Source organism: Nocardiopsis chromatogenes YIM 90109, assembly GCF_000341185.1.
GTDB classification, from domain to species: Bacteria; Actinomycetota; Actinomycetes; order Streptosporangiales; family Streptosporangiaceae; genus Nocardiopsis_A; species Nocardiopsis_A chromatogenes.
The window spans coordinates 1-26,015 of sequence record NZ_ANBH01000248.1 but is presented as its reverse complement, the minus strand read 5'-3'; the positions used below and the strand labels follow the sequence as shown (position 1 = coordinate 26,015).

At 73.0% G+C, this 26,015-nt stretch carries 26 protein-coding genes and 3 pseudogenes; 26 read left to right on the top strand and 3 right to left on the bottom strand.

Features of this window, described 5'->3' with window-relative positions:
- Positions 1-763: 763 nt before the first annotated feature.
- The 3 genes from D476_RS0122960 (at position 764) to ftsY (ending at position 4,125) form a co-directional block, all read left to right on the top strand.
- Complete coding sequence (locus tag D476_RS0122960) at positions 764-1,708, top strand: ABC transporter substrate-binding protein (protein WP_017626267.1); 945 nt, start codon at positions 764-766, stop codon at positions 1,706-1,708.
- A 4-nt stretch (positions 1,709-1,712) separates the two neighbouring features.
- Positions 1,713-2,744 carry a FecCD family ABC transporter permease gene (locus D476_RS0122955; RefSeq protein ID WP_017626266.1) on the top strand — a complete coding sequence of 344 codons (1,032 nt, stop codon included), beginning with the start codon at positions 1,713-1,715 and terminating at the stop codon, positions 2,742-2,744.
- 202 nt (positions 2,745-2,946) lie between these two features.
- On the top strand, positions 2,947-4,125 hold the full coding sequence (ftsY, locus tag D476_RS0122950; RefSeq protein ID WP_017626265.1) for a signal recognition particle-docking protein FtsY: 1,179 nt from the start codon (positions 2,947-2,949) through the stop codon (positions 4,123-4,125).
- 353 nt (positions 4,126-4,478) lie between these two features.
- Here ftsY and D476_RS34260 read toward each other — a convergent pair whose 3' ends face one another.
- Positions 4,479-4,676 carry a MerR family DNA-binding transcriptional regulator gene (locus D476_RS34260; RefSeq protein ID WP_017626263.1) on the bottom strand — a complete coding sequence of 66 codons (198 nt, stop codon included), beginning with the start codon at positions 4,674-4,676 and terminating at the stop codon, positions 4,479-4,481.
- A 276-nt stretch (positions 4,677-4,952) separates the two neighbouring features.
- Between D476_RS34260 and D476_RS0122935 the strand changes: the two genes are divergently transcribed.
- From D476_RS0122935 to D476_RS0122860, 16 genes and pseudogenes are all read left to right on the top strand, one after another.
- Entirely contained in the window at positions 4,953-5,720 is a 768-nt protein-coding gene (locus D476_RS0122935; protein ID WP_017626262.1) for a Scr1 family TA system antitoxin-like transcriptional regulator, read from the top strand.
- Positions 5,717-5,896 (top strand): DUF397 domain-containing protein, encoded by a 180-nt coding sequence (locus D476_RS0122930; protein WP_017626261.1) that lies wholly within the window; start codon positions 5,717-5,719, stop codon positions 5,894-5,896. Before D476_RS0122935 ends, D476_RS0122930 begins: the two co-directional genes overlap by 4 nt.
- A 497-nt stretch (positions 5,897-6,393) precedes the next feature.
- Positions 6,394-7,719 (top strand): ammonium transporter, encoded by a 1,326-nt coding sequence (locus tag D476_RS0122925; protein WP_040726868.1) that lies wholly within the window; start codon positions 6,394-6,396, stop codon positions 7,717-7,719.
- A gap of 419 nt (positions 7,720-8,138) precedes the next feature.
- Complete coding sequence (locus tag D476_RS0122920; protein ID WP_239648805.1) at positions 8,139-9,428, top strand: hypothetical protein; 1,290 nt, start codon at positions 8,139-8,141, stop codon at positions 9,426-9,428.
- Positions 9,429-9,531: 103 nt separating this feature from the next.
- On the top strand, positions 9,532-11,127 hold the full coding sequence (gene ffh, locus D476_RS0122915; RefSeq protein ID WP_017626258.1) for a signal recognition particle protein: 1,596 nt from the start codon (positions 9,532-9,534) through the stop codon (positions 11,125-11,127).
- Between the two features lie 228 nt (positions 11,128-11,355).
- Positions 11,356-11,808 carry a 30S ribosomal protein S16 gene (gene rpsP / locus D476_RS0122910; protein WP_017626257.1) on the top strand — a complete coding sequence of 151 codons (453 nt, stop codon included), beginning with the start codon at positions 11,356-11,358 and terminating at the stop codon, positions 11,806-11,808.
- A 1-nt stretch (position 11,809) separates the two neighbouring features.
- A complete protein-coding gene (locus D476_RS0122905; RefSeq protein ID WP_017540065.1) occupies positions 11,810-12,052 on the top strand; it encodes an RNA-binding protein in 243 nt (80 codons plus the stop codon).
- A 104-nt stretch (positions 12,053-12,156) separates the two neighbouring features.
- On the top strand, positions 12,157-12,717 hold the full coding sequence (rimM, locus tag D476_RS0122900) for a ribosome maturation factor RimM (protein WP_017626256.1): 561 nt from the start codon (positions 12,157-12,159) through the stop codon (positions 12,715-12,717).
- Between the two features lie 6 nt (positions 12,718-12,723).
- A pseudogene (gene trmD, locus D476_RS34255) lies at positions 12,724-13,505 on the top strand (tRNA (guanosine(37)-N1)-methyltransferase TrmD).
- A gap of 167 nt (positions 13,506-13,672) precedes the next feature.
- Positions 13,673-14,029, top strand: a complete 357-nt coding sequence (rplS, locus tag D476_RS0122890; RefSeq protein WP_017626255.1) for a 50S ribosomal protein L19 — start codon at positions 13,673-13,675, stop codon at positions 14,027-14,029.
- Positions 14,030-14,131: 102 nt separating this feature from the next.
- The gene (gene lepB / locus D476_RS0122885) at positions 14,132-15,199 is read left to right on the top strand and encodes a signal peptidase I (protein WP_449289413.1); all 1,068 of its coding nucleotides are present in this window, start codon (positions 14,132-14,134) and stop codon (positions 15,197-15,199) included.
- Positions 15,200-15,414: 215 nt separating this feature from the next.
- The gene (locus D476_RS0122880) at positions 15,415-15,741 is read left to right on the top strand and encodes a DUF2469 domain-containing protein (protein WP_017626253.1); all 327 of its coding nucleotides are present in this window, start codon (positions 15,415-15,417) and stop codon (positions 15,739-15,741) included.
- A 379-nt stretch (positions 15,742-16,120) separates the two neighbouring features.
- Positions 16,121-16,501, top strand: coding sequence for a YraN family protein (locus D476_RS0122875; protein ID WP_017626252.1), 381 nt, complete (start codon positions 16,121-16,123; stop codon positions 16,499-16,501).
- Positions 16,502-18,037, top strand: a complete 1,536-nt coding sequence (locus D476_RS0122870; protein ID WP_017626251.1) for a YifB family Mg chelatase-like AAA ATPase — start codon at positions 16,502-16,504, stop codon at positions 18,035-18,037. It abuts the gene before it with no gap.
- A 235-nt stretch (positions 18,038-18,272) separates the two neighbouring features.
- Complete coding sequence (dprA, locus tag D476_RS0122865) at positions 18,273-19,448, top strand: DNA-processing protein DprA (protein ID WP_051061821.1); 1,176 nt, start codon at positions 18,273-18,275, stop codon at positions 19,446-19,448.
- Between the two features lie 40 nt (positions 19,449-19,488).
- Positions 19,489-19,767 carry an antitoxin gene (locus D476_RS0122860; protein WP_026123772.1) on the top strand — a complete coding sequence of 93 codons (279 nt, stop codon included), beginning with the start codon at positions 19,489-19,491 and terminating at the stop codon, positions 19,765-19,767.
- A 43-nt stretch (positions 19,768-19,810) separates the two neighbouring features.
- On the opposite strand, the gene D476_RS37605 is transcribed toward D476_RS0122860, so the two are convergent.
- Entirely contained in the window at positions 19,811-20,011 is a 201-nt protein-coding gene (locus D476_RS37605) for a hypothetical protein (RefSeq protein ID WP_152529414.1), read from the bottom strand.
- Positions 20,012-20,108: 97 nt separating this feature from the next.
- Between D476_RS37605 and D476_RS0122855 the strand changes: the two genes are divergently transcribed.
- Both D476_RS0122855 and D476_RS0122850 read left to right on the top strand, forming a co-directional pair.
- Positions 20,109-20,486 (top strand): RidA family protein, encoded by a 378-nt coding sequence (locus tag D476_RS0122855; protein WP_017626248.1) that lies wholly within the window; start codon positions 20,109-20,111, stop codon positions 20,484-20,486.
- A gap of 116 nt (positions 20,487-20,602) precedes the next feature.
- Positions 20,603-21,493: a tyrosine-type recombinase/integrase gene (locus tag D476_RS0122850; RefSeq protein WP_026123771.1), complete on the top strand. Its 891-nt coding sequence runs from the start codon at positions 20,603-20,605 to the stop codon at positions 21,491-21,493.
- Positions 21,494-21,580: 87 nt separating this feature from the next.
- On the opposite strand, the pseudogene D476_RS36590 reads toward D476_RS0122850, so the two are convergent.
- A pseudogene (locus D476_RS36590) lies at positions 21,581-22,054 on the bottom strand (peptidoglycan DD-metalloendopeptidase family protein); the annotation flags it as partial.
- A 314-nt stretch (positions 22,055-22,368) separates the two neighbouring features.
- Between D476_RS36590 and rpsB the strand changes: the two are divergent.
- From rpsB to D476_RS34250, 5 genes and pseudogenes are all read left to right on the top strand, one after another.
- A complete protein-coding gene (gene rpsB / locus D476_RS0122845) occupies positions 22,369-23,289 on the top strand; it encodes a 30S ribosomal protein S2 (protein WP_017626246.1) in 921 nt (306 codons plus the stop codon).
- Between the two features lie 98 nt (positions 23,290-23,387).
- A complete protein-coding gene (gene tsf / locus D476_RS0122840; RefSeq protein WP_017626245.1) occupies positions 23,388-24,224 on the top strand; it encodes a translation elongation factor Ts in 837 nt (278 codons plus the stop codon).
- Between the two features lie 125 nt (positions 24,225-24,349).
- Positions 24,350-25,117 carry a UMP kinase gene (gene pyrH / locus D476_RS0122835; protein ID WP_017626244.1) on the top strand — a complete coding sequence of 256 codons (768 nt, stop codon included), beginning with the start codon at positions 24,350-24,352 and terminating at the stop codon, positions 25,115-25,117.
- A gap of 87 nt (positions 25,118-25,204) precedes the next feature.
- Entirely contained in the window at positions 25,205-25,762 is a 558-nt protein-coding gene (frr, locus tag D476_RS0122830) for a ribosome recycling factor (RefSeq protein ID WP_017626243.1), read from the top strand.
- 35 nt (positions 25,763-25,797) lie between these two features.
- A pseudogene (locus tag D476_RS34250) lies at positions 25,798-26,015 on the top strand (phosphatidate cytidylyltransferase); the annotation flags it as partial.

Below are 26,015 nucleotides of genomic sequence, written 5' to 3'. Positions count from 1 at the left end.
GGCGTGTGCGTGGTCACCGGAGGGGGCGGCGACGGTGTGAGCGGGGCGGTTCCCCGGCCCCGCCTGCCGGACGGCGGGTCCTTCGCGGTCCGGGTGGGCGGCACAGCAGACACCCGTCTCGGTGGCCCCGGCCGGGCGCCGGGCCGCCGAAGTGCCAGGCAGAAGGCTGCGACGAAGGAAGGTCGGCGGCCCTTCCGACAGCGCTGGAGGAAGGCCCGCCGACTTTTCCTCGTCGCCGCCCCACCACCTCACATCCCGTCGGCCGCACACCCGGCCGGGGCCGGTGAGCAGGGCACCCGCTGAGCCGCCCACCCGGACCGCGAGGAACCCTCCGCCCGGCAAGCAGGATCAGGGAACCACCCGGCTCTCGCCGTCGCCGCCCATTACGGTGACCATCCACGCACCGGGTGGTCGACATTACTGCCGCAAGGCCCGCCGCCCTTTCCTCGTCGCCGCCTTCACCTCCCCTCTCGGGGGGCGTCGTGGGTGCGGCCGTCGAGGGCCGGACAGGAGCGACTAAAGTGGACACGTTGCCCTGCTCGTCCGTCCTGGACGGTGCGGCAGGTCAGCGGCACCGTGCGAGCGAAGTCCGGGTGGGCGGCCGCGGCCGCCCCGGATCCGGCGCTGCCCCGCAACTGTGACGCCCGCCCCTCCGGCGGGACGAGCCAGGTCGCCTCGTGCGGTGCCGGCGTCAACTGTCCTCGTGGGAAGGACAGTCCGCCTCGGCGGGCTCGGTGCTTCCCCTGCCCGAAGAAGGAGTCCCGTGCGCATCGCACGCTTCACCGCGGCGGCCGCCCTGCCCGCCGCGCTCGCCCTCGCCGCCTGCGGCGGCCCGGAGTCCGGCGGCTCCGGTGAGTCCGACGCCTCCTCCTCAGGCGCCTTCCCCGTCACCGTCGCCGACGCGCGCGGGGACGTCACCCTCGACGCCGAACCCGAGCGCATCGTCTCGCTGTCACCGACGGCCACCGAGATGCTCTTCGCCGTGGGCGCCGGCGACCAGGTCGTCGCCGCCGACGAGTACTCGAACTACCCCGAGGAGGCCCCCACCACGGACCTCTCCGGCTTCACCCCCAACGTCGAGGCCGTCACCGATGAGGACCCCGACCTGGTCATCCTGGCCCGGGACGCCGAGGACTCCGCCGACCAGCTGGAGAAGGTCGGCGTCGACGTCCTGGTGCTGGAGGCCGCCACCGGGTTCCAGGACACCTACGACCAGCTGCGGCTGCTCGGCGAGGCCACCGGCCACGCCGATGAGGGCGACGCCGAGGCCGAGCGCGTCCAGGGCGAGATCGAGGACATCGTGGCCGACACCCGCGAGGCCGTCGGCGACACCGAGCTCGGCGTCTACCACGAGGTGGACGACGCGATGTACTCGGCCACCTCCGACACCTTCATCGGCCAGGTCTACTCCGAGCTGGGCCTGGACAACATCGCCGACCGGGCCGAGGGCGCCGCCGAGGCGGGCGGCTACCCGCAGCTGTCCCCGGAGTTCGTCGTCGAGGAGAACCCCGACCTGGTCTTCCTCGCCTACCCCGGCGGGGACGCCGTGGACGACCTGGAGGAGCGTCCCGCCTTCGACACCGTCACCGCCGTGGAGAACGGCGACGTCGTCCAGCTCGACGAGGACGTCTCCTCCCGCTGGGGCCCACGCGTGGTCGACCTCGTGCAGAGCGTCTCCGACGCGGTGATCGCCGCCCAGGAGGACTGAGCGGGTGGGACGCGGTCGCACGGCCTGGCCCTGGCTGGCCGGCGCCGCGGCGGCGCTGGCCGCCGTGGTGCTGGTCGGCGTCGCCGCGGGCGCGGCCTCCATCACCCCCGGGCAGATCGTCCACGCCCTCGCGGCGCGCGTCCTGCCCGGCACGGAGTCCCCGCTCAACGACCGCCAGCTGGCCGTGCTGGTCCAGCTCCGGCTCCCGCGCGTGGTGCTGGGCGCCCTGGTGGGCGCCCTGCTCGCCGCGGCGGGCGCCTCCTACCAGGGGGTGTTCCGCAACCCGCTGGCCGACCCCTACCTGCTGGGGGCGGCCGGCGGCGCCGGGCTCGGCGCCACCGTCGTCATCGCCTACGGCGCGGAGTGGTCCGACACGCCGCGCGCCATGGTCCCGGCGGCGGCGTTCGTCGGGGCCCTGCTCGGCGTGGCCGCCGCCTACGCCCTGGGCCACTCGGCCGGGCGCGGCGGCACCGCCTCCCTGATCCTTGCCGGAGTGGCGGTCTCCTCGTTCCTGTCCGCGGCCCAGACCCTGGTGCAGCAGCTGCGCACGGAGGAGCTCCAGCGGATCTTCTCCTGGGTGCTCGGCGGCCTGATCCGCAGCGGCTGGGACGAGGTGGCCACGGTGCTTCCGTACGCGGTGCTGTCCGTGGCCTGCATGCTGGCCTGCGCCCCGCTGCTGGACCTGCTCGCCCTCGGTGAGGAGAAGGCGGTGAGCCTGGGCCTGAACACCGCCGCCGTGCGGCTGGCCGTCATCGCCGCGGCCTCCCTGGCCACCGCGGCCGCCGTGTCGGTCAGCGGCCTGATCGGGTTCGTCGGCATCGTGGTACCGCACATGGTGCGCCGCCTCGTCGGCACCGGGTACCGGCTGGTGCTGCCCATGTCGCTGCTGTGCGGCGGCGCGTTCCTGGTCCTCGTCGACGTCGTCGCGCGCACCGTGATCTCCCCCGCAGAGCTGCCGCTGGGCGTGGTGACCGCCTTCCTCGGCGCGCCGTTCTTCGTGATGATCCTGCGCGCCACCCGGGACCGGAGCACGTGAGCCCCCGGCCGCTCCCGGCGCCGCGCGCGATCGGAACGGGGCGCGGGCGTGATCGGATCGCGCCCCCGCGTCTGGAAGACTGGACGGCGCCCCCGCCGATCACGACCACCACCGTGCGGCCGGCGCCGGCGAGGCGGCCACCGGAGACCGGAGCAACACGCCGCCTCTCGCCCGCGGGTCGGGGGACCTCGCTAGGAGACTGATGGACTACACGATCTTCGCCGTTGCCGTATTCGTCGTCGCACTGCTCGTGTTCGGCGGCGTCGTGCTCATCCGCCCGCGCCGTCCCGGTGCGGGCAAGGATGCCCCGCCCGCCGAGGGGTCCGGCGCCACCGCGACCGCCCCGGCGCCCGAGGAGGAGGGCGAGCGCGCGGGCGCCGCCGCCGAGGCCGAGCCGCAGGCGCCGCCCGCGGAGGCCCCCGCGCCCCCGGCCGCGCCGGAAATCGAGACCCCGCCGCCGTCGGCGGGCCGACTGGTGCGCCTGCGCGCCCGCCTGGCCCGCTCGCAGTCGGCGCTGGGCCAGGGGCTGCTGAACATCCTGGCCTCGGACACCCTCGACGACGACGCCTGGGAGGAGATCGAGGACACCCTCATCACCGCCGACGTCGGCGTGACGTCGGCCTCGCAGATCGTCGAGGGCCTGCGCACCAAGGTGAAGGTGCTGGGCACCCGCAGCCCCGACGAGGTGCGCGCGATGCTGCGCGGGGAGCTGCTGGCCCAGATCGGCCCGGACATGGACCGCACCGTGCACACCGGCCCGCACCAGGGGCGGCCCGGCGTCGTCATGGTCGTGGGGGTCAACGGGACCGGCAAGACCACCACCACCGGCAAGCTCGCCCGCGTGCTGGTGGGCGACGGCAAGTCGGTGGTCCTGGGCGCGGCCGACACCTTCCGCGCCGCCGCCGCCGACCAGCTGGAGACCTGGGGGGCGCGGGTCGGCGCGCCGGTGGTCCGCAAGGACGAGGGGGCCGACCCGGCCAGCGTCGCCTTCGACGCCGTGTCCCGCGGCGTGGAGGAGGGCGCCGACTCGGTGATCGTCGACACCGCGGGCCGCCTGCACACCAAGACCGGGCTGATGGACGAGCTCGGCAAGGTCAAGCGCGTGGTGGAGAAGAAGTCCCAGGTGGACGACGTGCTGCTGGTGCTGGACGCCACCACCGGGCAGAACGGCCTGCGCCAGGCGCGGGTGTTCGCCGAGGCCGTGGACGTGTCCGGCATCGTGCTGACCAAGCTGGACGGCACCGCCAAGGGCGGCATCATCATCCAGGTCCAGCGCGAGCTGGGCGTCCCGGTCAAGCTGGTGGGCCTGGGCGAGGGCCCCGACGACCTGGCGCCGTTCGACCCGGAGGAGTTCGTCGACGCCCTCCTGGAGGAGGGCTAGCGACGCACCGTCGGCGCTCGGAACCGCCGGCACTCAGACGCGCGGCCGCCCCGCCCGGGTCCTCCCGGACGGGGCGGCCTCTCCCGTTCCCGCCCCTGCGGCGGGGGAGCGGCACTCACACCAGGACGTCCCGGCGGCCGAAGACCGCGGCGCCCAGTGCGACGAGTACGGCGGGCGCGGCGGCCAGCACCGCCGTGTACCCGGGGTCCACCCCGTTCACCAGCGGCTCGGGGGCGAGCGCGTAGTAGAACGCGGATGCGAACCGCAGCCACTCCAGGTCCTCGACGGTCAGCGCGAAAGTGTTGCCCAGGTAGCCGATGACGGCGAGCGTCGCCCCGCTCGGAGTCCCACGGTCATCGCTCCGTGCCCCGACGCGCGTCCCGCAGGGTGTAGAGGTCGCCGAGGCGGTACATCCGCCAGTTGGCCGGGGTGCGCAGGCACCGAATCCGTCCTCGGCGTTCCCATTTTCGAAGCGTGTCGGGATGGACGCCCACGATCTGCGCGGCGTCGCCGACGAGGGTGTACAGGTCCGGGTCGAGGTCGCCCGTCATCCGCCCGCCACCCCCGACGCTAGGGCCTTGCGGATCAGAGAGGCGAGTTCGGTGTTCAGCGTGTAAGCGCGGATGCGCCGCGACCGTCGCCGCAACGGGGTGCTCACGTCGTCAGCTCCTCATCGACCGGTGCCGAGTCCCAGGGGCGCCCGGCTTGTCGGCACCCCCGTGTTCTTTCATGCCTTAACCATGCTTTGAACTGGAGGCTTTCAGAAGAGCTGTCCATGTTTCAGGAACACTGGGACAGGATCGGGAAGACCGTGTCATGCTCGGGTCATGCCTTCCGAGAGCTTCCCCTCCGCCCTCAACCGGCTGCGGCGACTGTCGGGGATGACGCAGGCCCGGCTCGCGCGTGCGGCCAACCTCAGCGAGGCGGCGGTGAGTCGTTATGCCCGGGGCGTCTCGACTCCCGACATCTCTTATGTGCAGCGCTTGGACGACGCGGTGGGCGCGGACGGCGAACTCGTGGCGGCCTGGAGACAGCAGACATCGAGGGACGCGCTACCGGTGTTCATGCGCTCGGTGTCCCGCCTTGAGGAGGAGGCGGTGGCCATCGACGCCCTGTCGCCCTTGATCCTCCCGGGTTACGTCCAGCACCCGGACTACGCACGCCATGTCATCAGTGATGGCCAACCCCTTCTGGAAGCGCAGGAGATCACACGCTGGGTCGAGGCCAGGTGCGCCCGCTTCGACGATTTGACCGGCCACCATCATCTGGGATCGATGACCGTGCTGTTCCCGGTCGCAGCACTGGACTGCGTCCCCGAGGACGTGGCGGCGCGACAGGTGGAACACCTGCGGTCCCTGAGCGGGGTCGCCGTCCACGTGCTGCCCCCGGGCCGCTACCTGCCGGGCCTGACGTCACCGACCCAGCTCTACCGCCTGCGGGACTCCACCGCCGTGGCCGTGACGGAACACCTGGCCGGTAACGTCATCCTGGGAGCCGACGACATTCCGCGATTGGAAGCCTTATACCGGAGGGCGCTCGCCGCGAGCCTCCCGCAACCCGAGTCTTTCGAGCTTCTGGAGAGGTACCGCCAGTGAACACGTGGCAGTGGCACAAGAGCAGTTACAGCGGGTCGCAGTCGACGTGCGTAGAGGTTCGCGAGCACGCTCAAGGGGCGGACGTCCGCGACACGGAACACCGGGAACAGGGCCACTTGTCGGTCCCCGCCCGCGAGTGGGCGGCCTTGATCGCGGAATTGCGCAGACCCGCGTAGCCGCAGGTGCGGTCCGAAAGGACCGGGACCGAAGGTGCCCCTGGCCATGAGCGGCCGGGGGTTCGTCACGTCCGGGCGAGGGAGGAGCCCTCGCTGGTCCCGCCGACTGCGGTCGTGTCGGCTCGCTCTCCCGGCCCGCGCGCTGCGGAATCCGCCGGGCGCGGGACGCCCCTCCGAAAGGCGTGCGGTGTTCAGAAGGTACTGAACTTTCCCTCTCTCCTGCACGGTAGCTGCGCTGCGCGAACGCACGCCATACCCGTTGACGGACCCTTAACGGCCGCGCGCCCCTTCCCGCGCCCTTCACACGCCCCCGCCCCGCCGTGACACGCGGATGTAACCGTCCGACCAGATGCTTTACGCGCGCGCAACATAGGCACATCCACCGGGAAACACCGCGGGCCGAAGGTATCGGTCGAGGTGAACGCGCCGGGCCCGACGACGTGCTCGCGTCACCGAGGAGTACGGACACATCCCCCATCCCCTGCTTGGAGGCGACCATGGAAGGGCTCGACACGGGCACGACGGCCTGGCTGCTGGTGAGCGCCGCCCTGGTCATGCTCATGACGCCGGGACTGGCCTTCTTCTACGGAGGCATGTCCCGCGCCAAGAGCGTGCTGAACATGATGCTGATGAGCTTCACCAGCATCGCGATCGTCAGCGTGCTGTGGGTGCTGGTCGGCCACACCCTCGCCTACGGGGAGGGCTCGGGCCCCCTCGCGCCCTTCATCGGCGGGCTCAGTGACGCCGGACTGTCCAGCATGATCGGCGAGGTCGACCCCGAGGGCGGCTACCCGCTGCTGGTCGACGCCGGGTTCCAGATGATGTTCGCCGTCATCACCGTCGCCCTGATCAGCGGCGCCATCGCCGACCGCGCCAAGTTCGGCGCCTGGCTGCTGTTCGTCCCGGTCTGGTCGCTGCTGGTCTACTTCCCCGTCGCGCACTGGGTGTGGGGCGGCGGCTGGGTCGGCGACATCACCATCGGCGGCGCCGAGGTGGTCGATTTCGCGGGCGGCACCGCCGTGCACATCAACGCCGGCGCCGCCGCGCTCGCCCTCACCATGGTCCTGGGCCGCCGCAAGGGCTTCGGCTCGGAGTCCATGAAGCCGCACAACCTGCCGTTCGTCCTGCTCGGCGCCGCCCTGCTGTGGTTCGGCTGGTTCGGGTTCAACGCCGGTTCGGCCTACGCCGCCGACGCCACCGCCGCCCTGGCCCTGGTCAACACCCAGGTGGCCACCGCCGCCGCGACCGGCGCCTGGATGCTGGTGGAGCGGATCCGCTACGGCAAGATCACCGCGCTGGGCTTCGCCTCGGGCGCCATCGCCGGGCTGGTCGCCATCACCCCCGCGGCCGCCGACGTCACCCCGGTCGGCGCGATCGGCGTGGGCGTGCTCTCCGGCGGCATCTGCGCCTACGCCATCAGCTGGAAGTTCAAGTTCAAGTACGACGACGCGCTCGACGTGGTCGGCATCCACATGGTCGGCGGCATCATCGGCTCCCTGGCCATCGGCCTGCTGGCCTCGGCCGCCGCCAACGGCGCCAACGGCCTGGCCTACGGCGGCTCGTTCGGCCTGCTGGCGGTGCAGGCGGTGGCCGTGCTCGGCGTCGCCCTCTACTCCTTCGCCCTCACCTGGGTCATCGCCAAGCTCATCGACCTGGTCATGGGCTTCCGCATCCCGGTGCACATCGAGACCAACGGCCTCGACCACGAGCTGCACTCCGAGACCGCCTACGCCTTCGACGAGCTCGACGACGAGCTGGAGGGCCAAGAGGCGACCGGGCTCTCCTCGCCGACGCCTCCGGGCGAGGAGGTCGCCTCCCGGTAGCCTCCGCCCCGCCCCCTCAGTGCCGAAGGGGCGGACGGGGGCACCGCGCCGGGAGGCGCGTCAAGGCTGGGCCGACGACGGGGCACGCCCCATCGCCGGCCCAGCGGTGTGTCCGGGTCCGGTCGCATGTGTGCGGGCGGTCGGGCGACTCTGGGCGATTCCTGGGCCGCGGTTTGCAAGGAGTGATGGCGCGGTTCGGTACTCTGGCACCCACGGACGGGCCGGACGACCGGCCGTCGGCGGACGGCCGGCGCCGAGACCTCAGGAGCGGCCCTCCGGTGTGCGCCCGGAGCCGGATGCGGCTCCCGCGCGCTCCCGTGACCGAGTGAACGACAGCCCGAAATCTCTGCGTGCGCCCGCCGGCACAGCCGTGCGACCGGGCCGAGCGCAATGGGCCTGGAGGCAAGATGGCGCCGGTGATGTCCAGCAGACTGTGGTCGGGGCGGCCGCTCGGCTACGCCGCGGCGGCGGCCGCGGTCGCGCTCGTCGCGGCCGGGTGCAGCCTGGATCTGAGCGACCTGCGTCCCGGTGGTGGTGAGCAGACGCAGGAGGAGGCCGCGCCGGTCGAGGCGGCTCCGGTCCTGGAGGGGGCGCTGAAGCGGCTGGAGGCCGCCGACGCGATCGCCGTCCAGGGCAAGGTCGCCGCGGGCGGCGAGGGCGAGGGCGTCAACGACGCCGCGCTGACCGTCACCTCCGCGGGGACCGTGCAGGGGACCTATCAGGAGGGCGAGAACGAGGCCGAGGTCCTGGAGGCCGAGGGCCGCGTGTTCCTCAAGGCCCCCGACGAGTTCTGGCTCGACCAGAACATCGCCAACCCCGACTCCGACCAGTACGCCGGGTCGTGGGTGCGGGTCGCCAAGGAGCAGCTCGGCCTGGACCCGGGCGCCCAGCTGGCCCCGGCCGAGCTGGCCGCCACCCTGGAGGGGATGGGCGCCGCCTCGGATGAGGCCCAGCTCGAGGACCTCGACGGCACCCCGGCCTACCGGGTGGACCTGGGCGGCGGGGACGAGAACCGGGTCTGGATCAGCGAGGAGGAGCCCTACACCCTCCTGCGCATGGAGATCGAGAACCTCTCCACCGGCTCCGGCGGCTCCGGGGACGAGGAGGGCTCGGAAGGCTCCGAGGGCGAGGAGAGCCCTTCGGACGATGCCTCCGCCGAGGACGCGGGCGGCTCCGGCGCGCGCGTGCAGTTCAACCTCAGCGAGCCCGAGGCCGCCGACGTCGAGGGCGTCTACGACACCGCGATCGCCGCGGCCGAGGACGAGCTGACCTCCTCGCGCGATGCCCGCATCGAGTTGAACTGGCAGGGCCAGATCGACCTGCAGTGCCAGACCGGCGGCGCGTGCACCGTGTCCGGCACGGCCGAGGACGTCTCCGACGGCGGAGGCGAGGGCAAGGTCATCGTCAAGATGAACGCCACCTTCAAGAACGACGAGCTGGGCGAGAAGAAGTGCGACAGCACCGAGGTGCTGTCCGCCGGGGGCACGGTCGACATGTCCTGCTCCGTGGACTACGCGCTGGAGCCCAGCACCGAGCCCAAGGACTACGAGATCAACGCCACGAGCGTGCTGTCCACCCAGGGCCTGAGCAAGAAGTCCGCCGGGAAGGTCGCCGACGCTCTGGAGAAGCAGAAGAAGGCGCTCTCGGAGTCCGGCGGCGAGGACGCCCCCTCCCAGGAGGAGTCCCCCGCCGAGGACGGCGGCAACTAACCCGGTTCCTCCGAGGCGGGGCGGGTCCGGCAGGGCCCGTCCCGCCTTGTGGGGGCGGGTAGCCTAGGAGACCAATCCCGAGGAGAAGGACGGGTCCAGACTCGTGTTCGAGACGCTTTCCGACCGGCTGACATCGGTCTTCAGCTCGCTGCGCAGCAAGGGCCGGCTGTCCGAGGAGGACATCAACGCGACCGCGCGCGAGATCCGTCTCGCACTTCTGGAGGCGGACGTCGCCCTCCCGGTGGTCCGCGACTTCATTGCGAAGGTCAAGGAGCGCGCGCGGGGCGAGGAGGTCTCCCGGGCGCTGAACCCGGCGCAGCAGGTCATCAAGATCGTCAACGAGGAGCTCATCGAGGTCCTCGGCGGCGAGACCCGGGAGATCCGGTTCGCCAAGAACCCCCCGACCGTCATCATGCTCGCCGGGCTGCAGGGCGCCGGAAAGACCACGCTGGCCGGGAAGCTGGGCCAGTGGCTGGCCGGGCAGCGCAACACGCCGCTGCTGGTCGCCGCCGACCTGCAGCGGCCCAACGCCGTCACCCAGCTGCAGGTGGTCGGCGAGCGCGCCAGGGTCCCGGTGTTCGCCCCCGAGCCCGGCAACGGCGTGGGCGACCCGGTCGAGGTCGCGCGCCGCTCCCTCGAGGAGGCCGAGCGCAACAACCACAACGTGGTCATCATCGACACCGCCGGCCGCCTGGGCGTCGACGAGGAGATGATGCGCCAGGCCGCCGACATCCGCGACGCGGTCACACCGGACGAGGTCCTCTTCGTCGTCGACGCGATGATCGGCCAGGACGCGGTGGCCACCGCCCAGGCGTTCCTGGACGGCGTCGGCTACGACGGGGTGGCGCTGACCAAGCTCGACGGCGACGCCCGCGGCGGTGCCGCGCTGTCGATCCGGCACATCACCGGCCGGCCGATCATGTTCGCCTCCACCGGTGAGAAGCTCGACGACTTCGACCTCTTCCACCCCGAGCGGATGGCCTCGCGCATCCTCGACATGGGCGACGTGCTCACCCTGATCGAGAAGGCGCAGCGCACCTTCGAGGAAGAAGAAGTCAACAAGATGGCCAAGACCTTGGCCTCCGACGACGACTTCACCCTCGACGACTTCCTCGAGCAGATGGGGATGGTCCGCAAGCTGGGCCCCATCGGCAATCTGCTCGGCATGATGCCGGGCATGGGCCAGATGAAGGACCAGCTGGCCAACGTCGATGACAAGGACCTGGACCGGATCACCGCGATCATCCGGTCGATGACCCCGGCCGAGCGGGACAACCCCAAGATCATCAACGGCTCCCGGCGGCTGCGCATCGCGGGCGGCTCGGGCACCGAGGTGGGCGAGGTCAGCGGCCTGGTCACCCGGTTCTTCGAGGCGCAGAAGATGATGCGCCAGATGAAGAACGGCAACATGCCCGGGATGCCGGGGATGCCCGGCATGGGCGGCGGCAACCGGAAGAAGGCCAAGGCCCAGGCCAAGAAGGCGAAGAAGGGCAAGCAGCGCAGCGGCAACCCGCTCAAGGCGCGCCAGCAGGAGGCCGACAAGGCCGCCGAGAAGCAGCGCCGCCGCGAGGAGGGCGGGCCCGCGCAGCAGCAGATGCCCGACCTGCCGCCGGGGCTCGGCGGCGGGCAGCTGCCCCCCGCGCTCGGCGGCGGCACGATGCCCGACCTGTCGGACTTCGACTTCGGCAAGAAGAAGTAGAGGCGCACGCCACAGGCGCCGCCCCCCGCCTGCGTCCGTGCGACCCGCCCGGGTCGCGCGGACGCACGCGGGGGTGCTCGCGCTCTGGCATAATCGAGGGTGCGACTCACGGTGCCCGGGTCGGCCCTCTATCTTGCCCGGCGCCCACGTCCGGTCCGGTCGGCCCCCGCAACCCCACGCGGCGGTGCACGAGCGGACACCCGTTCCGCAATTCAGGAGAACCACTCCGTGGCTGTCAAGATCAAGCTCAAGCGTATGGGGAAGATCCGTACGCCCCAGTACCGCATCATCGTCGCCGACGCCCGCGCCAAGCGCGACGGCCAGGCCATCGAGGAGATCGGCAAGTACCACCCGAAGGAGCACCCCAGCTTCATCGAGGTGAACTCGGAGCGGGCGCAGTACTGGCTGTCGCAGGGGGCCCAGCCGACCGACCCGGTCAAGACCCTCCTGAAGAAGACCGGTGACTGGCAGGAGTTCAAGGGCCTGCCCAAGCCCCAGAAGCCGATCCAGGTCGCCGAGCCGCGCGACAAGGAGGCCGAGGAGGCCGCCTTCCAGGCCGTCCTGAAGGAGCTCGTGCTCCCGGACAACGAGGACAAGGGCGGCAAGGGCAAGGCCAAGAAGAAGGCCGAGAAGGCCGACGAGGCGACCGCCGAGACGAGCAAGCCCGAGGGCGAGGCCTGACGTGCTGGAAGAGGCGCTTGAGCACCTGGTCAAGGGCATCGTGGTGAACGCCGACGATGTCCAGGTGAGAGCCCGTAGGCTCCGCAAGGGCAAGGTGCTCGAAGTTCGGGTGCACCCCGACGACCTCGGAAAGGTCATCGGCCGCAACGGCCGGACCGCGAAGGCCCTGCGGACCGTGGTCGGTTCGCTGGCCGGCGGCAAGTACGTCCGCGTGGACCTGCTGGACCTGCACGAGGTGCGCTGAACCGTGCGCCGGGGGCGCCGATCCGCGAGGGGTCGGCGCCCCCGGCGTCGTGTCCGGGGGCCCATGGACCGGGCCGTACCGGGAAGGGAACGAGGAAGACCGCGATGCGTCTGGTAGTCGGCCGGATCGGCCGCGCCCACGGGATCCGTGGTGACGTGGCCGTCGACGTGCGCACGGACGAGCCGGGGGAGCGCTTCGCGCCCGGCGCGCGCCTGCTCACCGACCCCGAGTCGGCGGGGCCGCTCGTGGTGGCCTCGTCCCGTACCCACTCGGGGCGCCTGCTCGTGCGCTTCGAGGGGGTGGCCGGCCGCACCGCCGCCGAGGCGCTGCGCGGCACCGTGCTGCAGGTGGAGTCGGCGGACCTGGGGCCGCTGGAGGACCCCGACGAGTTCCGCGACCACGAGCTGATCGGGCTGCGGGCCCACACCGTCGGCGGCGGCGAGGTCGGGGTGGTCGCCGACGTGCTGCACCACGCCCAGGACCTGCTGGTCATCGACACCGGCGGGGGCGGGGAGGCGCTGGTGCCCTTCGTCCGCGCGATCGTCCCCGAGGTGGACACCGCCGCGGGCACGCTCACCCTGGACCCCCCGCCCGGTCTGCTCGACCCGGGCGCCGCCGAGGAGGCGTCCGCCTCCCCGCGCGAGGCCTCCGAAGGGGGCGACTGACCGCCGATGCGCATCGACATCGTCACCATCTTCCCCGACTACTTCGCCCCGCTGGAGCTGTCGCTCATCGGCAAGGCGCGGGAGGCGGGGATCCTCGACATCCGCCTGCACGACCTGCGGTCCTGGACCCACGATCGGCACAACACCGTCGACGACACGCCCTACGGGGGCGGGCCGGGGATGGTCATGAAGCCCGAGCCGTGGGGCGAGGCGCTGGACGCGGTCACCGCCGCCGGGCCGGACGGCCGCGAGGGGGTCCGGCCCCGGCTGGTCGTGCCCACCCCCAGCGGGGCGCCGNCGGGCGGCCCGCCGAGCCGTGGCTGGTCTTCGCCTGCGGGCGCTACGAGGGCATCGACGGCCGGGTCCTGGAGGAGGCGGCCGAGCGCATGCCCGTCGAGGAGCTGAGCATCGGCGACTACGTCCTGGCGGGCGGGGAGTCGGCCACCCTGGTCATGGTCGAGACGGTGTCGCGGCTGCTGCCGGGGGTGCTCGGCAACCGCGACTCGGTCGACCAGGACTCCTTCGCCCCGGGAGAGATGGAGCACCTGCTGGAGGGGCCCGTCTACACCAAGCCCGCGGTGTGGCGGGGGCGCGAGGTGCCGCCCGTGCTGCTGTCCGGCAACCACGGCGCGGTCGACCGCTGGCGCCGCGACCAGGCCCTCCGCAAGACGGCGAGGATGCGGCCGGAGCTGCTCGGGGAGGGCGACCCCTCCCGCTTCGACCGCCGCGACCAGGAAGTCCTCGCCGAGGCCCGGTTACAGGCCGGGCCCGAATCTATGGCAGACTAAGACGAGTTGCCCCTGCCGTAGACGTCCGTCCGCATGCTGTCGGCCGACGCCTAGGCGGCGGAATCGACTCCGCCCACACGGGCACACATCGACACCGGCAGCAGAATCCGCCCGCGCGAACCGCAATGGCCGTCGCCGCGGCGCGCAACCGATGAGGAATCGCTGAGATGCACACCGCAATCCAGGAGCTGGAGAAGACCCAGCTGCGCTCCGACATCCCCGACTTCCGCCCGGGCGACACGCTCAACGTCCACGTGCGCGTGACCGAGGGGACCCGGTCCCGTGTCCAGGTCTTCAAGGGTGCCGTGATTCGCCGGCAGGGTGGCGGCAACCGCGAGACCTTCACGGTCCGCAAGGTCAGCTACGGGGTCGGCGTGGAGCGCACCTTCCCGGTGCACACCCCGATCATCGAGAAGATCGAGGTCGCCGCCCGCGGTCGCGTCCGCCGCGCCAAGCTGTACTACCTGCGGGACCTGCGGGGCAAGGCCGCCCGCATCCCGGAGCGTCGCGAGGCCGCCAAGTAGGCGCCTCCCGGCCGCACCGGCGCACGCCGGCCGCGGCCGCGCGCTTTCGGGCGCGCACTTTTATCGGCGCGCGACGCGCCGCTCGGATAGGCTTCGTTCCCGATGAGCAACGAGGAATCCGGCACGCACACCACTGGCTCCCCCGCGGACGATCGCGGGGGAGCCAGACGTGTGTCCGGCCCCGGTGCGTCCGCCGACCCCGGCTCGGCCGCGGAGGGGACGGAGGGCGCCGGGGGTGCGGAGGGTGCCGGACAGGACGCCGGACGGCCCGGGGGGAGTGCGGAGGACGCGATGGGCGCCAAGAAAGAGGAGACGGGCGAGAAGAAGGGCTCCTTCTGGAAGGAGCTTCCCCTCCTGATCGTCATCGCGCTGGTCCTGGCCTTCGTCATCAAGACCTGGGTGGTGCAGCCGTTCTACATCCCCTCCGGGTCCATGGAGGACACCCTCCAGATCAACGACCGGGTTCTGGTCAACAAGCTCGTCTACCAGGTGCGCGACATCGAGCGCGGCGACATCGTGGTGTTCAACGGCACCGGGACCTGGGACGAGCCGGGGGTGGAGGCCCCCGAGTCCGGGAACGCGGTGAACCGGCTGTTCACCTGGGTGGGGCAGCAGCTCGGCGTGCAGCCGACCGGCAAGGACTACATCAAGCGCGTGATCGGGGTCGGCGGCGACACGGTGGAGTGCTGCGACGCCGAGGGGCGGGTCATGGTCAACGGCGAACCCCTGGACGAGCCGTACCTGTACCCGGGCAGCCAGGACACGCACACCGAGTTCGGGCCGGTGGAGGTGCCCGAGGGGCGGCTCTGGCTGATGGGCGACCACCGGCAGATCTCCTACGACTCCCGGCTGCACCAGAACGACCCCGGGGAGGGGACGATCGCCGAGGACGAGGTCATCGGCCGGGCGTTCGTGCTGATGTGGCCGGTGGACCGGATGCGGACGCTGCCGGTCCCGGAGACGTTCGACTCCTTGAACGAGGGCGGCGGGGGCGGCGAGGCCGCGGGCGGCTCCGGCGGAGGCCGGGCCGACGCACCGGTGGCGGCCGCGGCGGTCCCGGCGGCGGCGCCGCTGCTGCTGNGGGGGGGGGGGGGGGGGGGGAGCCTGTGGCGGCGGCGTCCGCGGTGGTCGGTCCGGCCGCGCCGGGGTACCGGCCCGAGCGGGGACTGAGCGTGGCCGCGCCGCCCGCGGTGGGGCCGCGGCGGGGTCCGCGAAGTCACACGCCGGGGATTCCGGCGAATGACAGCGCGCGGTTGACATATGGCGCATGATGGATCTGTAGCGGAAGACATCCGCTTTCGAGCATGGCAGGACCAAGAGGCGCCGAACGGGGCGAAGGGGGCCGGGCCGGCGGACCTGGGGTGCACGACGAAAGCGAGCGCGAAATGAGTTCTGAGGACCTGGAGAAGTACGAGGCCGAGATGGAGCTGCAGCTCTATCGGGAGTACCGCGACGTCGTCGGCCTGTTCTCGTATGTGGTCGAGACCGAGCGGCGGTTCTACCTGACGAACCATGTCGACCTGCAGCCGCGCAGCACCGAGAACGGTGAGATGTACTTCGAGGTCACGATGGAAGACGCCTGGGTGTGGGACATGTACCGCCCGGCGAGGTTCGTCCGCAACGTGCGTGTGGTGACGTTCAAGGACGTGAACGTCGAGGAGATCACCAAGTCCGACCTGGAGGTCCCCTCAGGCCGCCCCGGCCAGGAGTAGTAGGACCCCTCAGGAGAGGCGCCCACGGAGGGCGGGGCCGCACGGCCCCGCCCTCCGTCGTGTGCGGGCGGTGGTTCGGGCCGGGCGGCGGTGCGCGGGCATAGGAGGGCCGGAGCGGTTCGACGCGGGCGGAGATGGAGCCCGTGTGACCGGGCCCCCGGATCCGGAGCCGGGTCGGCCGCTCCGGCCTCGTACATGCGGAGAGGGGACCCGCGGGTCCGTGGGGGAGCCCCCCGTCGGCGGCTCTGCACGGGCGGGGATGCCGGACGCCCCTCTCGGCCGCGGTTCGTCCACAGGGCGCCGGTCCGTCCACAGGGCACTGGTCCGTCCGCCACGGACCCGCGTCGGCCGTCACCATCGGGCTCGGAGGTGAGGGCCCATGGGATCGGCGACCGACGGATCGGGGTGGACCAAGGCGGCGCTCGGGCGGTACGGCGAGGACCTGGCCGCCGCGCACCTGCGGAGGACCGGGCTGCGCATCCTCGCGCGGAACTGGCGCTGCCCGGACGGTGAGATCGACATCGTCGCCCGCTGGGGCGGCACGCTCATCGTCGTCGAGGTGAAGACCCGTACCGGGCAGCGCTTCGGGACCCCGCTCGAAGCGGTCGGCCCGGCCAAGCTGCGGCGGCTGCGCCGCCTGGCCCGGCGCTACCGCGCCCGGTCCCGGGACGCGCCGCCGCGCACCCGCGTCGACGTCGTCGGCGTGCTCGTCCGGCGGGACGGCCGCGCCTACCTCCGGCACGACCCGGGGGTGGCGTGAATGGCCCTGGCGCGCACGCTGTCCATGGCCCTGCTCGGCGTCGAGGGCCACCCCGTCGAGGTCGAGGCGCACCTGGGCTCCGGGCAGGCGGCGCTCACCCTCGTGGGGCTGCCCGACACGGCCCTGCGCGAGGCCCGCGACCGCATCCGCGCCGCCGTCGCCAATTCGGGGGAGACCTGGCCGGACTGCCAGATCACCATCAGCCTGTCCCCGGCGAGCCTGCCCAAGCGCGGGAGCGGGTTCGACCTGGCGATCGCGGCGGCGGTGCTGGGGGCGGACGGGGCCGTGCCGCTGGAGGGCGTCCACGACTGCGTCTTCCTGGCCGAGCTGGGGCTGGACGGGCGCACGCGGCCGGTGGAGGGGGTGCTTCCCGCCGTCCTGGCGGCCGTCCGGGACGGGCGCACCACCTTCGCCGTGGCCCGGGAGAACGCCGCCGAGGCGCGGCTGGTGCCGGACGTCGAGGTGATCGCGGTCCGCTCGCTGGCCGGGCTCTTCGCCCGGCTGCGCGGCGAGGCGCCGCCGCAGGAGGAGCTGTTCGCGGACGAGCCGCCGCCCCGCCCGGAGCGCGACGCGGACCGGGCGCCCCGCCCGGATCTCGCGGACGTGCTGGGGCAGCCGATGGCGCGCCGGGCGGTGGAGATCGCCGCGGCGGGCGGGCACCACCTGATGATGGTCGGCCCGCCGGGGACCGGGAAGAGCCTGCTGGCCGAGCGCCTGCCGACGGTGCTGCCGCCGCTGTCGCGGCAGGAGGCGGTCGAGGTGACGGCGGTGCACAGCGTGGCGGGGACACTGTCGCGCAGGGAGCCGCTGATCACCGTTCCGCCGTACAGCGCCCCGCACCACACCGCCACCCGGGTGGCGATGGTCGGCGGCGGGAGCGCGGGCATCAGGCCGGGGTGCGTGTCGCGGGCGCACCGCGGGGTGCTGTTCCTCGACGAGGCCCCGGAGTTCCAGCGGTCGGTCCTGGACGCGCTCCGGCAGCCGCTGGAGTCGGGGCAGGTGACCGTGGACCGCGCGCTGGGCACGGTCACCTTTCCGGCGCGCTTCCAGCTGTGCATGGCGGCCAACCCGTGCCCGTGCGCCCGGCCCGGACCGGCGTGCACGTGTCCGCCGCCGCAGCGCCGCCGGTACCTGGCGCGGCTGTCGGGACCGCTGCTGGACCGGGTCGACCTCAAGATCGAGCTTCAGCCCGTGACCCGGGGCGAACTGCTGGCCGACCAGCCGTTCGCGGAGACCTCGGAGCAGGTCGCCGAGCGGGTGGCGCAGGCGCGCGAGCGGTCGGCCAAGCGGTTCGAGCAGACGCCGTGGCGGGCCAACGCGCAGGTCCCGGGGGCCGAGCTGCGCCGCCGCTTCCCGGTGCCCGAGGCGGCCCGGTCGGTCCTCGCGTCGGCGATGGAGCGCGGGGAGATCAGTGCGCGCGGGGTGGACCGGTCGCTGCGGGTGGCGTGGACCCTGGCCGACCTGGCGGGCCGGGGCGCGCCGGAGGCGGAGGACACGGCGATGGCCTTCGCCCTGTGGTCGGGGCGGTACCCGTGACCCCGTTCCCGCAGGGAGCCGACGGGACCCGCGGAACACGGCGGCCTCGGGCACGGAGCCTCGGTGCCGGGGTCGGCCCCTTCCCACCCGCCCGGACACGCCCCTCGGCGCCGGATGCCCGGAATGCGCCGTGGCCCGGGCATGGCGCGGCGCTGCGGGTCGGCGCCCCGGCCACTGGAGGGGAGGGGACGTGGTGAACGCGCCCTCGGATGGGCTCGGCGCCGGGCTCGGCGCCATGGGTTCTGCCGGAGCCGGCGGTGCAGGACAGGACAGGGAACGCGACGAGGAGGACGCCTTCGCCCGCGCCATGCTCTCCGTCGCGGTGGACCCGGGGCACCCGCTCGTGGGGGCGGTGCTGCGGACGCGGGGCGCCGTGCAGACGTGGGACCTGGTGCGGCGCGGCACCATCGCCGACGAGGCCGGGCCGGGCAGGCGCACACGGCGGCCGGAGGCGTGGGCGGGCCGGGCGCGGGCGGTCGACGGGGCGCGTCTGATGGAACGGGCGGCCGAGGCGGGGGCGCGGCTGGTGGTTCCGGGCGACCCGGAATGGCCGGGGCGGTTGGAGGGGCTGGGCGACGAGCGGCCGTACGCGCTGTGGGTGCGCGGGCGCGGGGACCTGCGCAACGCGTGCCTGCGGGCGGTGGCGGTGGTGGGGTCGCGGTCGGCGAGCGCCTACGGGCTGCACGTCGCGTCGGGGCTGGCCCACGACCTGGCGCGGGACTCCTGGTCGGTGGTCTCGGGCGGGGCGTTCGGGGTGGACGCGGCGGCGCACCGCGGGTGCCTCGGGGGAGGGGCGGCGACGGTGGCGGTGCTGGCCTGTGGGCCGGACCGGCTGTACCCGGGCGGGAACGAGCGGCTGTTCGCGGAGGTGGCGGAGCACGGGGTGATCGCCACCGAGCACGGCCCGGGGGTGGGGCCCACGCGGCACGGGTTCCTGGTGCGCAACCGGGTGATCGCGGCGCTGGTGCCGGGGACGGTGGTCGTGGAGGCGGGGCTGCGGAGCGGGGCGCTGAACACCGCCCGGCACGCCCAGGAGCTGAGCCGGACGGTGATGGCGGTGCCGGGCCCGGTGACGTCGGCGCTGTCGGCGGGGTGCCACCGGCTGCTGCGGGACTGGCACGCGGTCTGCGTGACGGACGCTGCGGACGTGGCCGAGCAGCTGGGGGCGGTGGGCGAGGAACTGCGGGAGGGCGGAGGGACGGTGCTGGCGGCCGACGGCCTGGACCCGGCGACGCGGACGGTGCTGGCGGCGGTCCCGGCGAAGAAGGGGGCGGGCCCGGCGGAGATCGCGACGGCGGCGGGCGTCGGCATGGACGAGGCCGTGAGGAGGCTGGGCCTGCTGGCGGCGGGCGGCTTCATCGAACGGGCGGCCTCGGGCTGGCGTGTGCGCCCGGGAGCGCGAGACGGATGAGACGCCGCGCCGAGTCGGCCGACTACGCCACAATGCCGTCATGGCTGGTGAACCGGTAGAGCTGTCCGTGGTAGAGGCGCGAGACCACTTCTCCCAACGGGTCGACAAGGCGGCCTTCGGTAATGAGGTCACCTATGTGACGCGCGGTCGCAATCGCCGGAGGGTTGCCGCGATCGTGCCGGTCGGACTGGTCGAGGCGTACGAGGAGATGTTCGACCGGGAGGACGGGCGCATCGCCCGGCAGCGGCTGGACGAGATCCGGGCCGGTACCGCCGAGGTCACGTCCCTGGAAGAGGTGAAGCGGGAGCTCGGGCTGTGACTGGAGAGGCGGAGTAGGAGGTCGTCTTCGACGGGCGTGCCTCTCAGGAGCTGATGAAACGCGACAAGCCTGCCGTCGACAGGATCATCGTGGCAGTCGAAGCGCTCCTCAGGACCCGGGGCCGGTCGGGTGGCGTCGGCTTGTCGGTCCCCCTCGGCTCCGGCGGATCCGCGTCGGTGAGTACCGGGTCGTCTCCATGACCGACGATGGCGAGCCGGTTGTCGGAGCCCTGCGTGCGGCTCACCGGCGGGAGGTTTACCGGGGGGTGTTAAGGAGCACGGAGCGGCCGAGGCACTGTCGCGCGCCGGGCCTCCCGTTCCTCCTCCGGTTAGGGTGATCGCATGGCGAAGAACTACAGTGCCTCCCTTCGCGCCGACGGGCCGTTCGTGTTCGTCTCCGGGCAGCTGCCCGAAGCGCCCGACGGGAGTGTCGCCGAGGGCGACGCCGTGGAACAGACGCGGCAGGTCTTCCGGAACATCGAGGCCGCCCTCGCCCCGCACGGGGCCGATCTGCGGCACGTCGTCAAGCTCACCTACTACCTCCGGCACATCGCCGACCTCCAGTCCGTCCGGCAGGTGCTGCGCGAGTTCCTCGTCCACGAACCCCGGCCCGCCTCCACGCTCGTGGAGGTCAACGGGCTGGCCGACTCCCGCTGCCTGGTCGAGATCGAGGCCGTGGCCGCCCTGCCCGCCCCCGACCGCCGGGACGGGCAGGGGTGAACCCGCGCGGGCCCGGTGACGGGGAGCGGAACGGGCGCAAGGACGCCCCGGGCGGCAGCCGGGACGGTGCTCCGGACGGCACCCCCGACGACACCTCCGACGACGGCCGGGACGCGCTGCTCGACGACTTCGCCCGGCGGCTCCGCTCCGAGCTGGGCCGGTCCGAGCACACCGTGCGCGCCTACCTGGGCGACGCCCGCTCCCTGCTCGGCCACCTCGACGCCGTCGGCGCGCCCGTCGGCGGCCTCGACCTCGGGCTGCTCCGCGGCTGGCTCTCCCGGCTGAGCGAGGCCGGGGCGAGCCGGGCCACCCTCGCCCGGCGCATCGCCGCCGCCCGCGCCTTCACCGCCCACCTGCACCGCACCGGCCGCCTGGCCGCCGACCCCGGTCCGATGCTCGCCAGCCCGGTGCGCCGCCGCTCCCTGCCCCGGGTGCTCAGCGAGGACCAGGCGGCCGACGCCCTCACCGCCCACGCGCAGGACGCCGAGGCCGCCGCCACACCCGAGGGGCTGCGCCGGACCGCGGTGGCGGAGGTGCTCTACGGCGGCGGGCTGCGCGTCGCCGAACTGTGCGGCCTCGACCTCGACGACGTCGACCGCGAGCGGCGCACCCTGCGCGTCCTGGGCAAGGGCGGCAAGGAGCGCGCGGTGCCCGTCGGCGAGCCCGCCCTCGACGCCGTCGACGCCTGGCTGCAGGGCGGGCGTCCGGCGCTGGCGGGCCCGCACTCCGGGCGCGCCCTGTTCCTGGGGGCGCGGGGCGGCCGCCTGGGCACCCGCAGCGCCCGCCGCGACGTGCACGAGCTGTTGCGCGCCGCCGGTGACGGCCATGACGCCGGGCCGCACGCCCTGCGGCACAGTGCCGCCACGCACCTGCTGAACGGCGGCGCCGACCTGCGCAGTGTCCAGGAGTACCTGGGGCATGCGTCCCTGGACAGCACGCAGGTGTACACCCACGTCTCGATCGAGCGGCTGACCGAGGTCTACCGGCGCTCCCACCCGCGCGCGTGAGCGTGCGCGGGACCGTGTGCGGCGCGGCGGCGGACGNGCCCCCAGCCGCCCCCGGCCGCGGCCGAGCAGGGCCAGCGGGTCCAGGTAGTCCCGCCCGCGGAGCAGCCCCCAGTGCAGGCACGGCCGCGACCGGCAGTGCGCGGCCCCCTCGGCCAGCGTCCCCAGCACGTCGCCCGGGGCCACCGTGTCACCGGCCTCCACCGACGCGCGCACCGGCAGGTAGGTGGTGCGCAGCTCCCCGTGGACGACCGTCACCGCGCCGGTCCCCGCGACCTCGCCCGCGAAACCGATCCGGCCCGGTCCCGCCGCCACCACCTCGTCCCCCTCCCCGGCGTCCAGGTCCACGCCGCGGTGGCCGGGGAGCCACGGCCGGGGCGGAGGGTCGAAGGGGCGGAGCACCGCGGGGACGCCGTCCAGGGGCCGGCGCCAGGGCCCGGTGTCGGCGGAGGCGGGCGGCCCCGCTGCGAGGACGCAGACCAGGGCGAGCGCCGCCGCGACCGGGCGGCCCCGGCGGCGGGCGGCGGGTGCGTGCGGGGCGCGGGCGGGGGTATTGCAGAGCATGGGCTCAGGATCTCCCCGGGGCCCACGCGAGACGAGGAGGTCGTCACCGCCTGTGGACAACGGTCCCGGTGTGATTTCGGGCCGATGTGCTTGACATCGCGCCGACGAGGTCCTTACGGGCCGCGGCCGGACTCCGGTCCGGTTAGAATCGTCAACGGCCCACTACGGGTCGAACCACATCACGCACGCCCACGCGCTCTCCGAGGCAGGGGAGGGCCGCGTCCACGGTCCGCGCCGCACGGCGGCGCGGCGGAGCGGTCGGGGCGTCAGGCACAACCAAGGCGGGCGGCGCCCGCCGCACTGAGGAGGAAGTCATGGCCACAGTCGTGACCATCCGCCAGCTGCTCGAGAGCGGGGTCCACTTCGGGCACCAGACCCGGCGCTGGAACCCGAAGATGAAGCGCTTCATCTTCACCGAGCGCAACGGCATCTACATCATCGACCTGCAGAAGTCGCTGGCCTACATCGACCGCGCCTACGAGTTCGTCAAGGAGACGGTCGCCCACGGCGGCACCATCCTCTTCGTCGGCACCAAGAAGCAGGCGCAGGAGGCCATCGACGAGCAGGCCCGCCGCGTCGGCATGCCCTACGTCAACCAGCGCTGGCTGGGCGGCATGCTGACCAACTTCTCCACCGTGCACAAGCGGCTCCAGCGCCTCAAGGAGCTGGAGGAGATCGACTTCGACGACGTGGCCGCCTCCGGGCTCACCAAGAAGGAGCTGCTGGGCCTGCGCCGTGAGAAGGAGAAGCTGGAGCGCACGCTCGGCGGTATCCGCGACATGTCCCGCGTCCCCAGCGCGGTCTGGATCGTGGACACCAAGAAGGAGCACATCGCGATCAGCGAGGCTCGCAAGCTGAACATCCCGGTCGTGGCGATCCTGGACACCAACTGCGACCCCGACGAGGTCGACTACCCGATCCCGGGCAACGACGACGCCATCCGCAGCGTCAGCCTGCTGACCCGGGTCGTCGCCGACGCCGTCGCCGAGGGTCTGATGGTCCGCTCGGGCGGGTCCGCCGCCGGTGAGCAGAAGTCCGCCGAGGAGCCGCTGGCCGAGTGGGAGCGCGAGCTGCTGGAGGGCAAGGGCGAGGGCGAGGCCGCCCCGGCCGCCGCCGAGGCTCCGGCCGCTGAGGCTCCGGCCGAGGCCCCGGCCGCCGAGGAGGCCCCCGCCGAGGCCCCGGTCGAGGCGCCGGCCGCCGAGGTCCCCGCCGAGGAGACCCCGAAGGAGGCCTGAGCCTCTGGGCCCTCCCGCCCCTGCGGCGGGAGGGCCGTCCTTCCTCCCTCTCTCTCCGCGTCCACGTCGACCCACGTCCTAGGGAACTGAGAATAGCCATGGCGAACTTCACCGCCGCCGACGTCAAGAAGCTGCGCGACATGACCGGCGCCGGCATGATGGACAGCAAGAAGGCCCTGCAGGAGAACGACGGCGACTTCGACAAGGCCGTCGAGTTCCTCCGGATCAAGGGCGCCAAGTCCGTCAGCAAGCGCGCCGACCGCACCGCCGCCAACGGTCTGGTCGTGCTCAAGCAGGACGCCGACACCGCCGCCGTCCTCGTCGAGCTCAACTGCGAGACCGACTTCGTCGCCAAGAACGAGAGCTTCATCAAGCTCGCCGACGAGATCGCCGCCTTCGCCGCCGCCGGCGACTACGCCGACGCCTCCGCGCTCGCCGCCGCCGACATGGGCCAGGGCAAGACCGTCCAGCAGGTCATCGAGGAGAACAGCGCGGTCATCGGCGAGAAGCTGGAGCTGCGCGGCGTCGCCAAGTTCGAGGGCGCCTACGTCGCCTCCTACCTGCACAAGTCCGACCCGGACCTGCCCCCGACGATGGGCGTGCTGGTCGAGCTGGACAAGGCCGACGCCGAGGTCGGCAAGGACCTGGCCCAGCAGATCGCGGCGCTGGCCCCGCGCTACGTCTCCAAGGACGAGGTCCCCGCGGAGATCGTCGAGAAGGAGCGCGGCATCGCCGAGGCGACCGCCCGCGAGGAGGGCAAGCCGGAGCAGGCCCTGCCCAAGATCATCGAGGGCCGCGTCAACGGCTTCTTCAAGGAGGCCACCCTCCTCGGGCAGCCGTTCGTGAAGGACAACAAGAAGACCGTGCAGAAGGTCGTGGACGAGGCCGGCGTCTCCGTCGTGCGCTTCGTCCGCTTCAAGGTCGGCCAGTCCTAAGTCTTTGACATGATGGAGGTGCCGGGGAGCCATCCCCGGCACCTTCGGTGGATCAAGGCGGGGACACGGCCCAGGTGACCCCGCGACGCCAACCACTCGGGGGAACCAGAAGGAGGCCGAGCGCCGTGCCGGAGAACGAGGGACACCGCGCCGCGGGCATCGCGGAGATGCACGACGGCGGCTGGCGGCGTGTCGTACTGAAACTGTCCGGCGAGGCCTTCGCCGGCGGGGAGCAGCTCGGCATCGACGCCGGTGTCGTGCAGTACGTCGCCGAGGCCATCGCCCAGGCCGTGGGCGAGGGCATGCAGGTGGCGGTCGTGGTCGGCGGCGGGAACATGATGCGCGGTGCGGAGCTGTCCGCCAGCGGCGTCGAGCGCGGCCGCGCCGACTACATGGGGATGCTCGGCACCGTCATCAACTGCCTGGCGCTGCAGGACTTCCTGGAGCGGCAGGGCGTGGAGACGCGGGTGCAGACCGCCATCCACATGAGCCAGGTGGCCGAGGCCTACATCCCCCGGCGCGCCGTGCGCCACCTGGAGAAGGGCCGTGTCGTCATCTTCGGTGCCGGACTGGGCGCCCCGTTCTTCTCCACCGACACCACGGCCGCCCAGCGCGCGCTGGAGATCGGCGCCCAGGCGGTGCTCAAGGGCACCCAGGTCGACGGGGTCTACGACTCCGACCCGCACCGCAACGCCTCGGCCGTGAAGTTCGACCGCCTGGAGTACAACGAGGTCCTCACCCGCGGGCTGAAGGTCATGGACGCCACCGCGGTGAGCCTGTGCATGGACAACGGCCTGCCGATCGTCGTCTTCGACCTGATGGGGGCGGGCAACATCGTCCGCGCCGTGCGGGGCGAGAAGATCGGCACCATCGTCTGCCCCGCGGACGCCTGAGCCCCGGCGCCCGTCCGACCCGCACCCGAGCCCGCCGGCCCGAACGATCCGAACCTTCCCCACGAGCAGCGACACACGGGAGCCGCAATGATCGAAGAGACACTTCTCGAGGCCGAGGAGAAGATGGAGAAGGCCGTCGTGGTCGCGAAGGAGGACTTCGCGTCGGTGCGCACCGGCCGCCCCGGCCCCGCCACCTTCAACAAGATCACCGCCGAGTACTACGGGGCGCAGACGCCGATCAACCAGCTCGCCTCGTTCTCGGTCCCCGAGCCGCGCATGGTGGTCGTCTCGCCGTTCGACAAGAGCTCCCTGCAGGCGATCGAGCGCGCCATCCGCGAGAGCGACCTGGGCGTGAACCCGGCCAACGACGGCACCATCATCCGTGTGGTCTTCCCGGACCTGTCCGAGGAGCGCCGCAAGGAGTACGTCAAGGTGGTGCGCACCAAGGCCGAGGACGCCAAGGTCTCCATCCGCAACATCCGCCGCCGCGCCAAGGACGCGCTGGACAAGGCGGTCAAGGACGGCGAGATCGGCGAGGACGAGGGCCACCGCGCCCAGGCCGAGCTGGAGGAGACCACCCACAAGTACGCCGCCGAGGTGGACGAGCTGCTCAAGCACAAGGAGTCGGAGCTGCTGGAGGTCTAGTTCCGGTCCAGGTCGAGGTTGAGGAAATCACCCCGGTGTCCAACTCTGATTCGGGCTTCGAGCGGGAGAGGCGAGGCGAGGGGAGCGGGCCCGAGTCGGGGTCGGGCGGTGCGGCCGCCGACGACGACGGCGGCGCGCGCTTCCGGTTGACCAAGCCCGGCGGCGAGCCGGTGCGGGCCGGCCGCAACCTTCCGGTGGCCATCGCCAGCGGCGTGGCCCTCGGCGCCCTCGTACTGCTCTCGCTGTTCCCCTA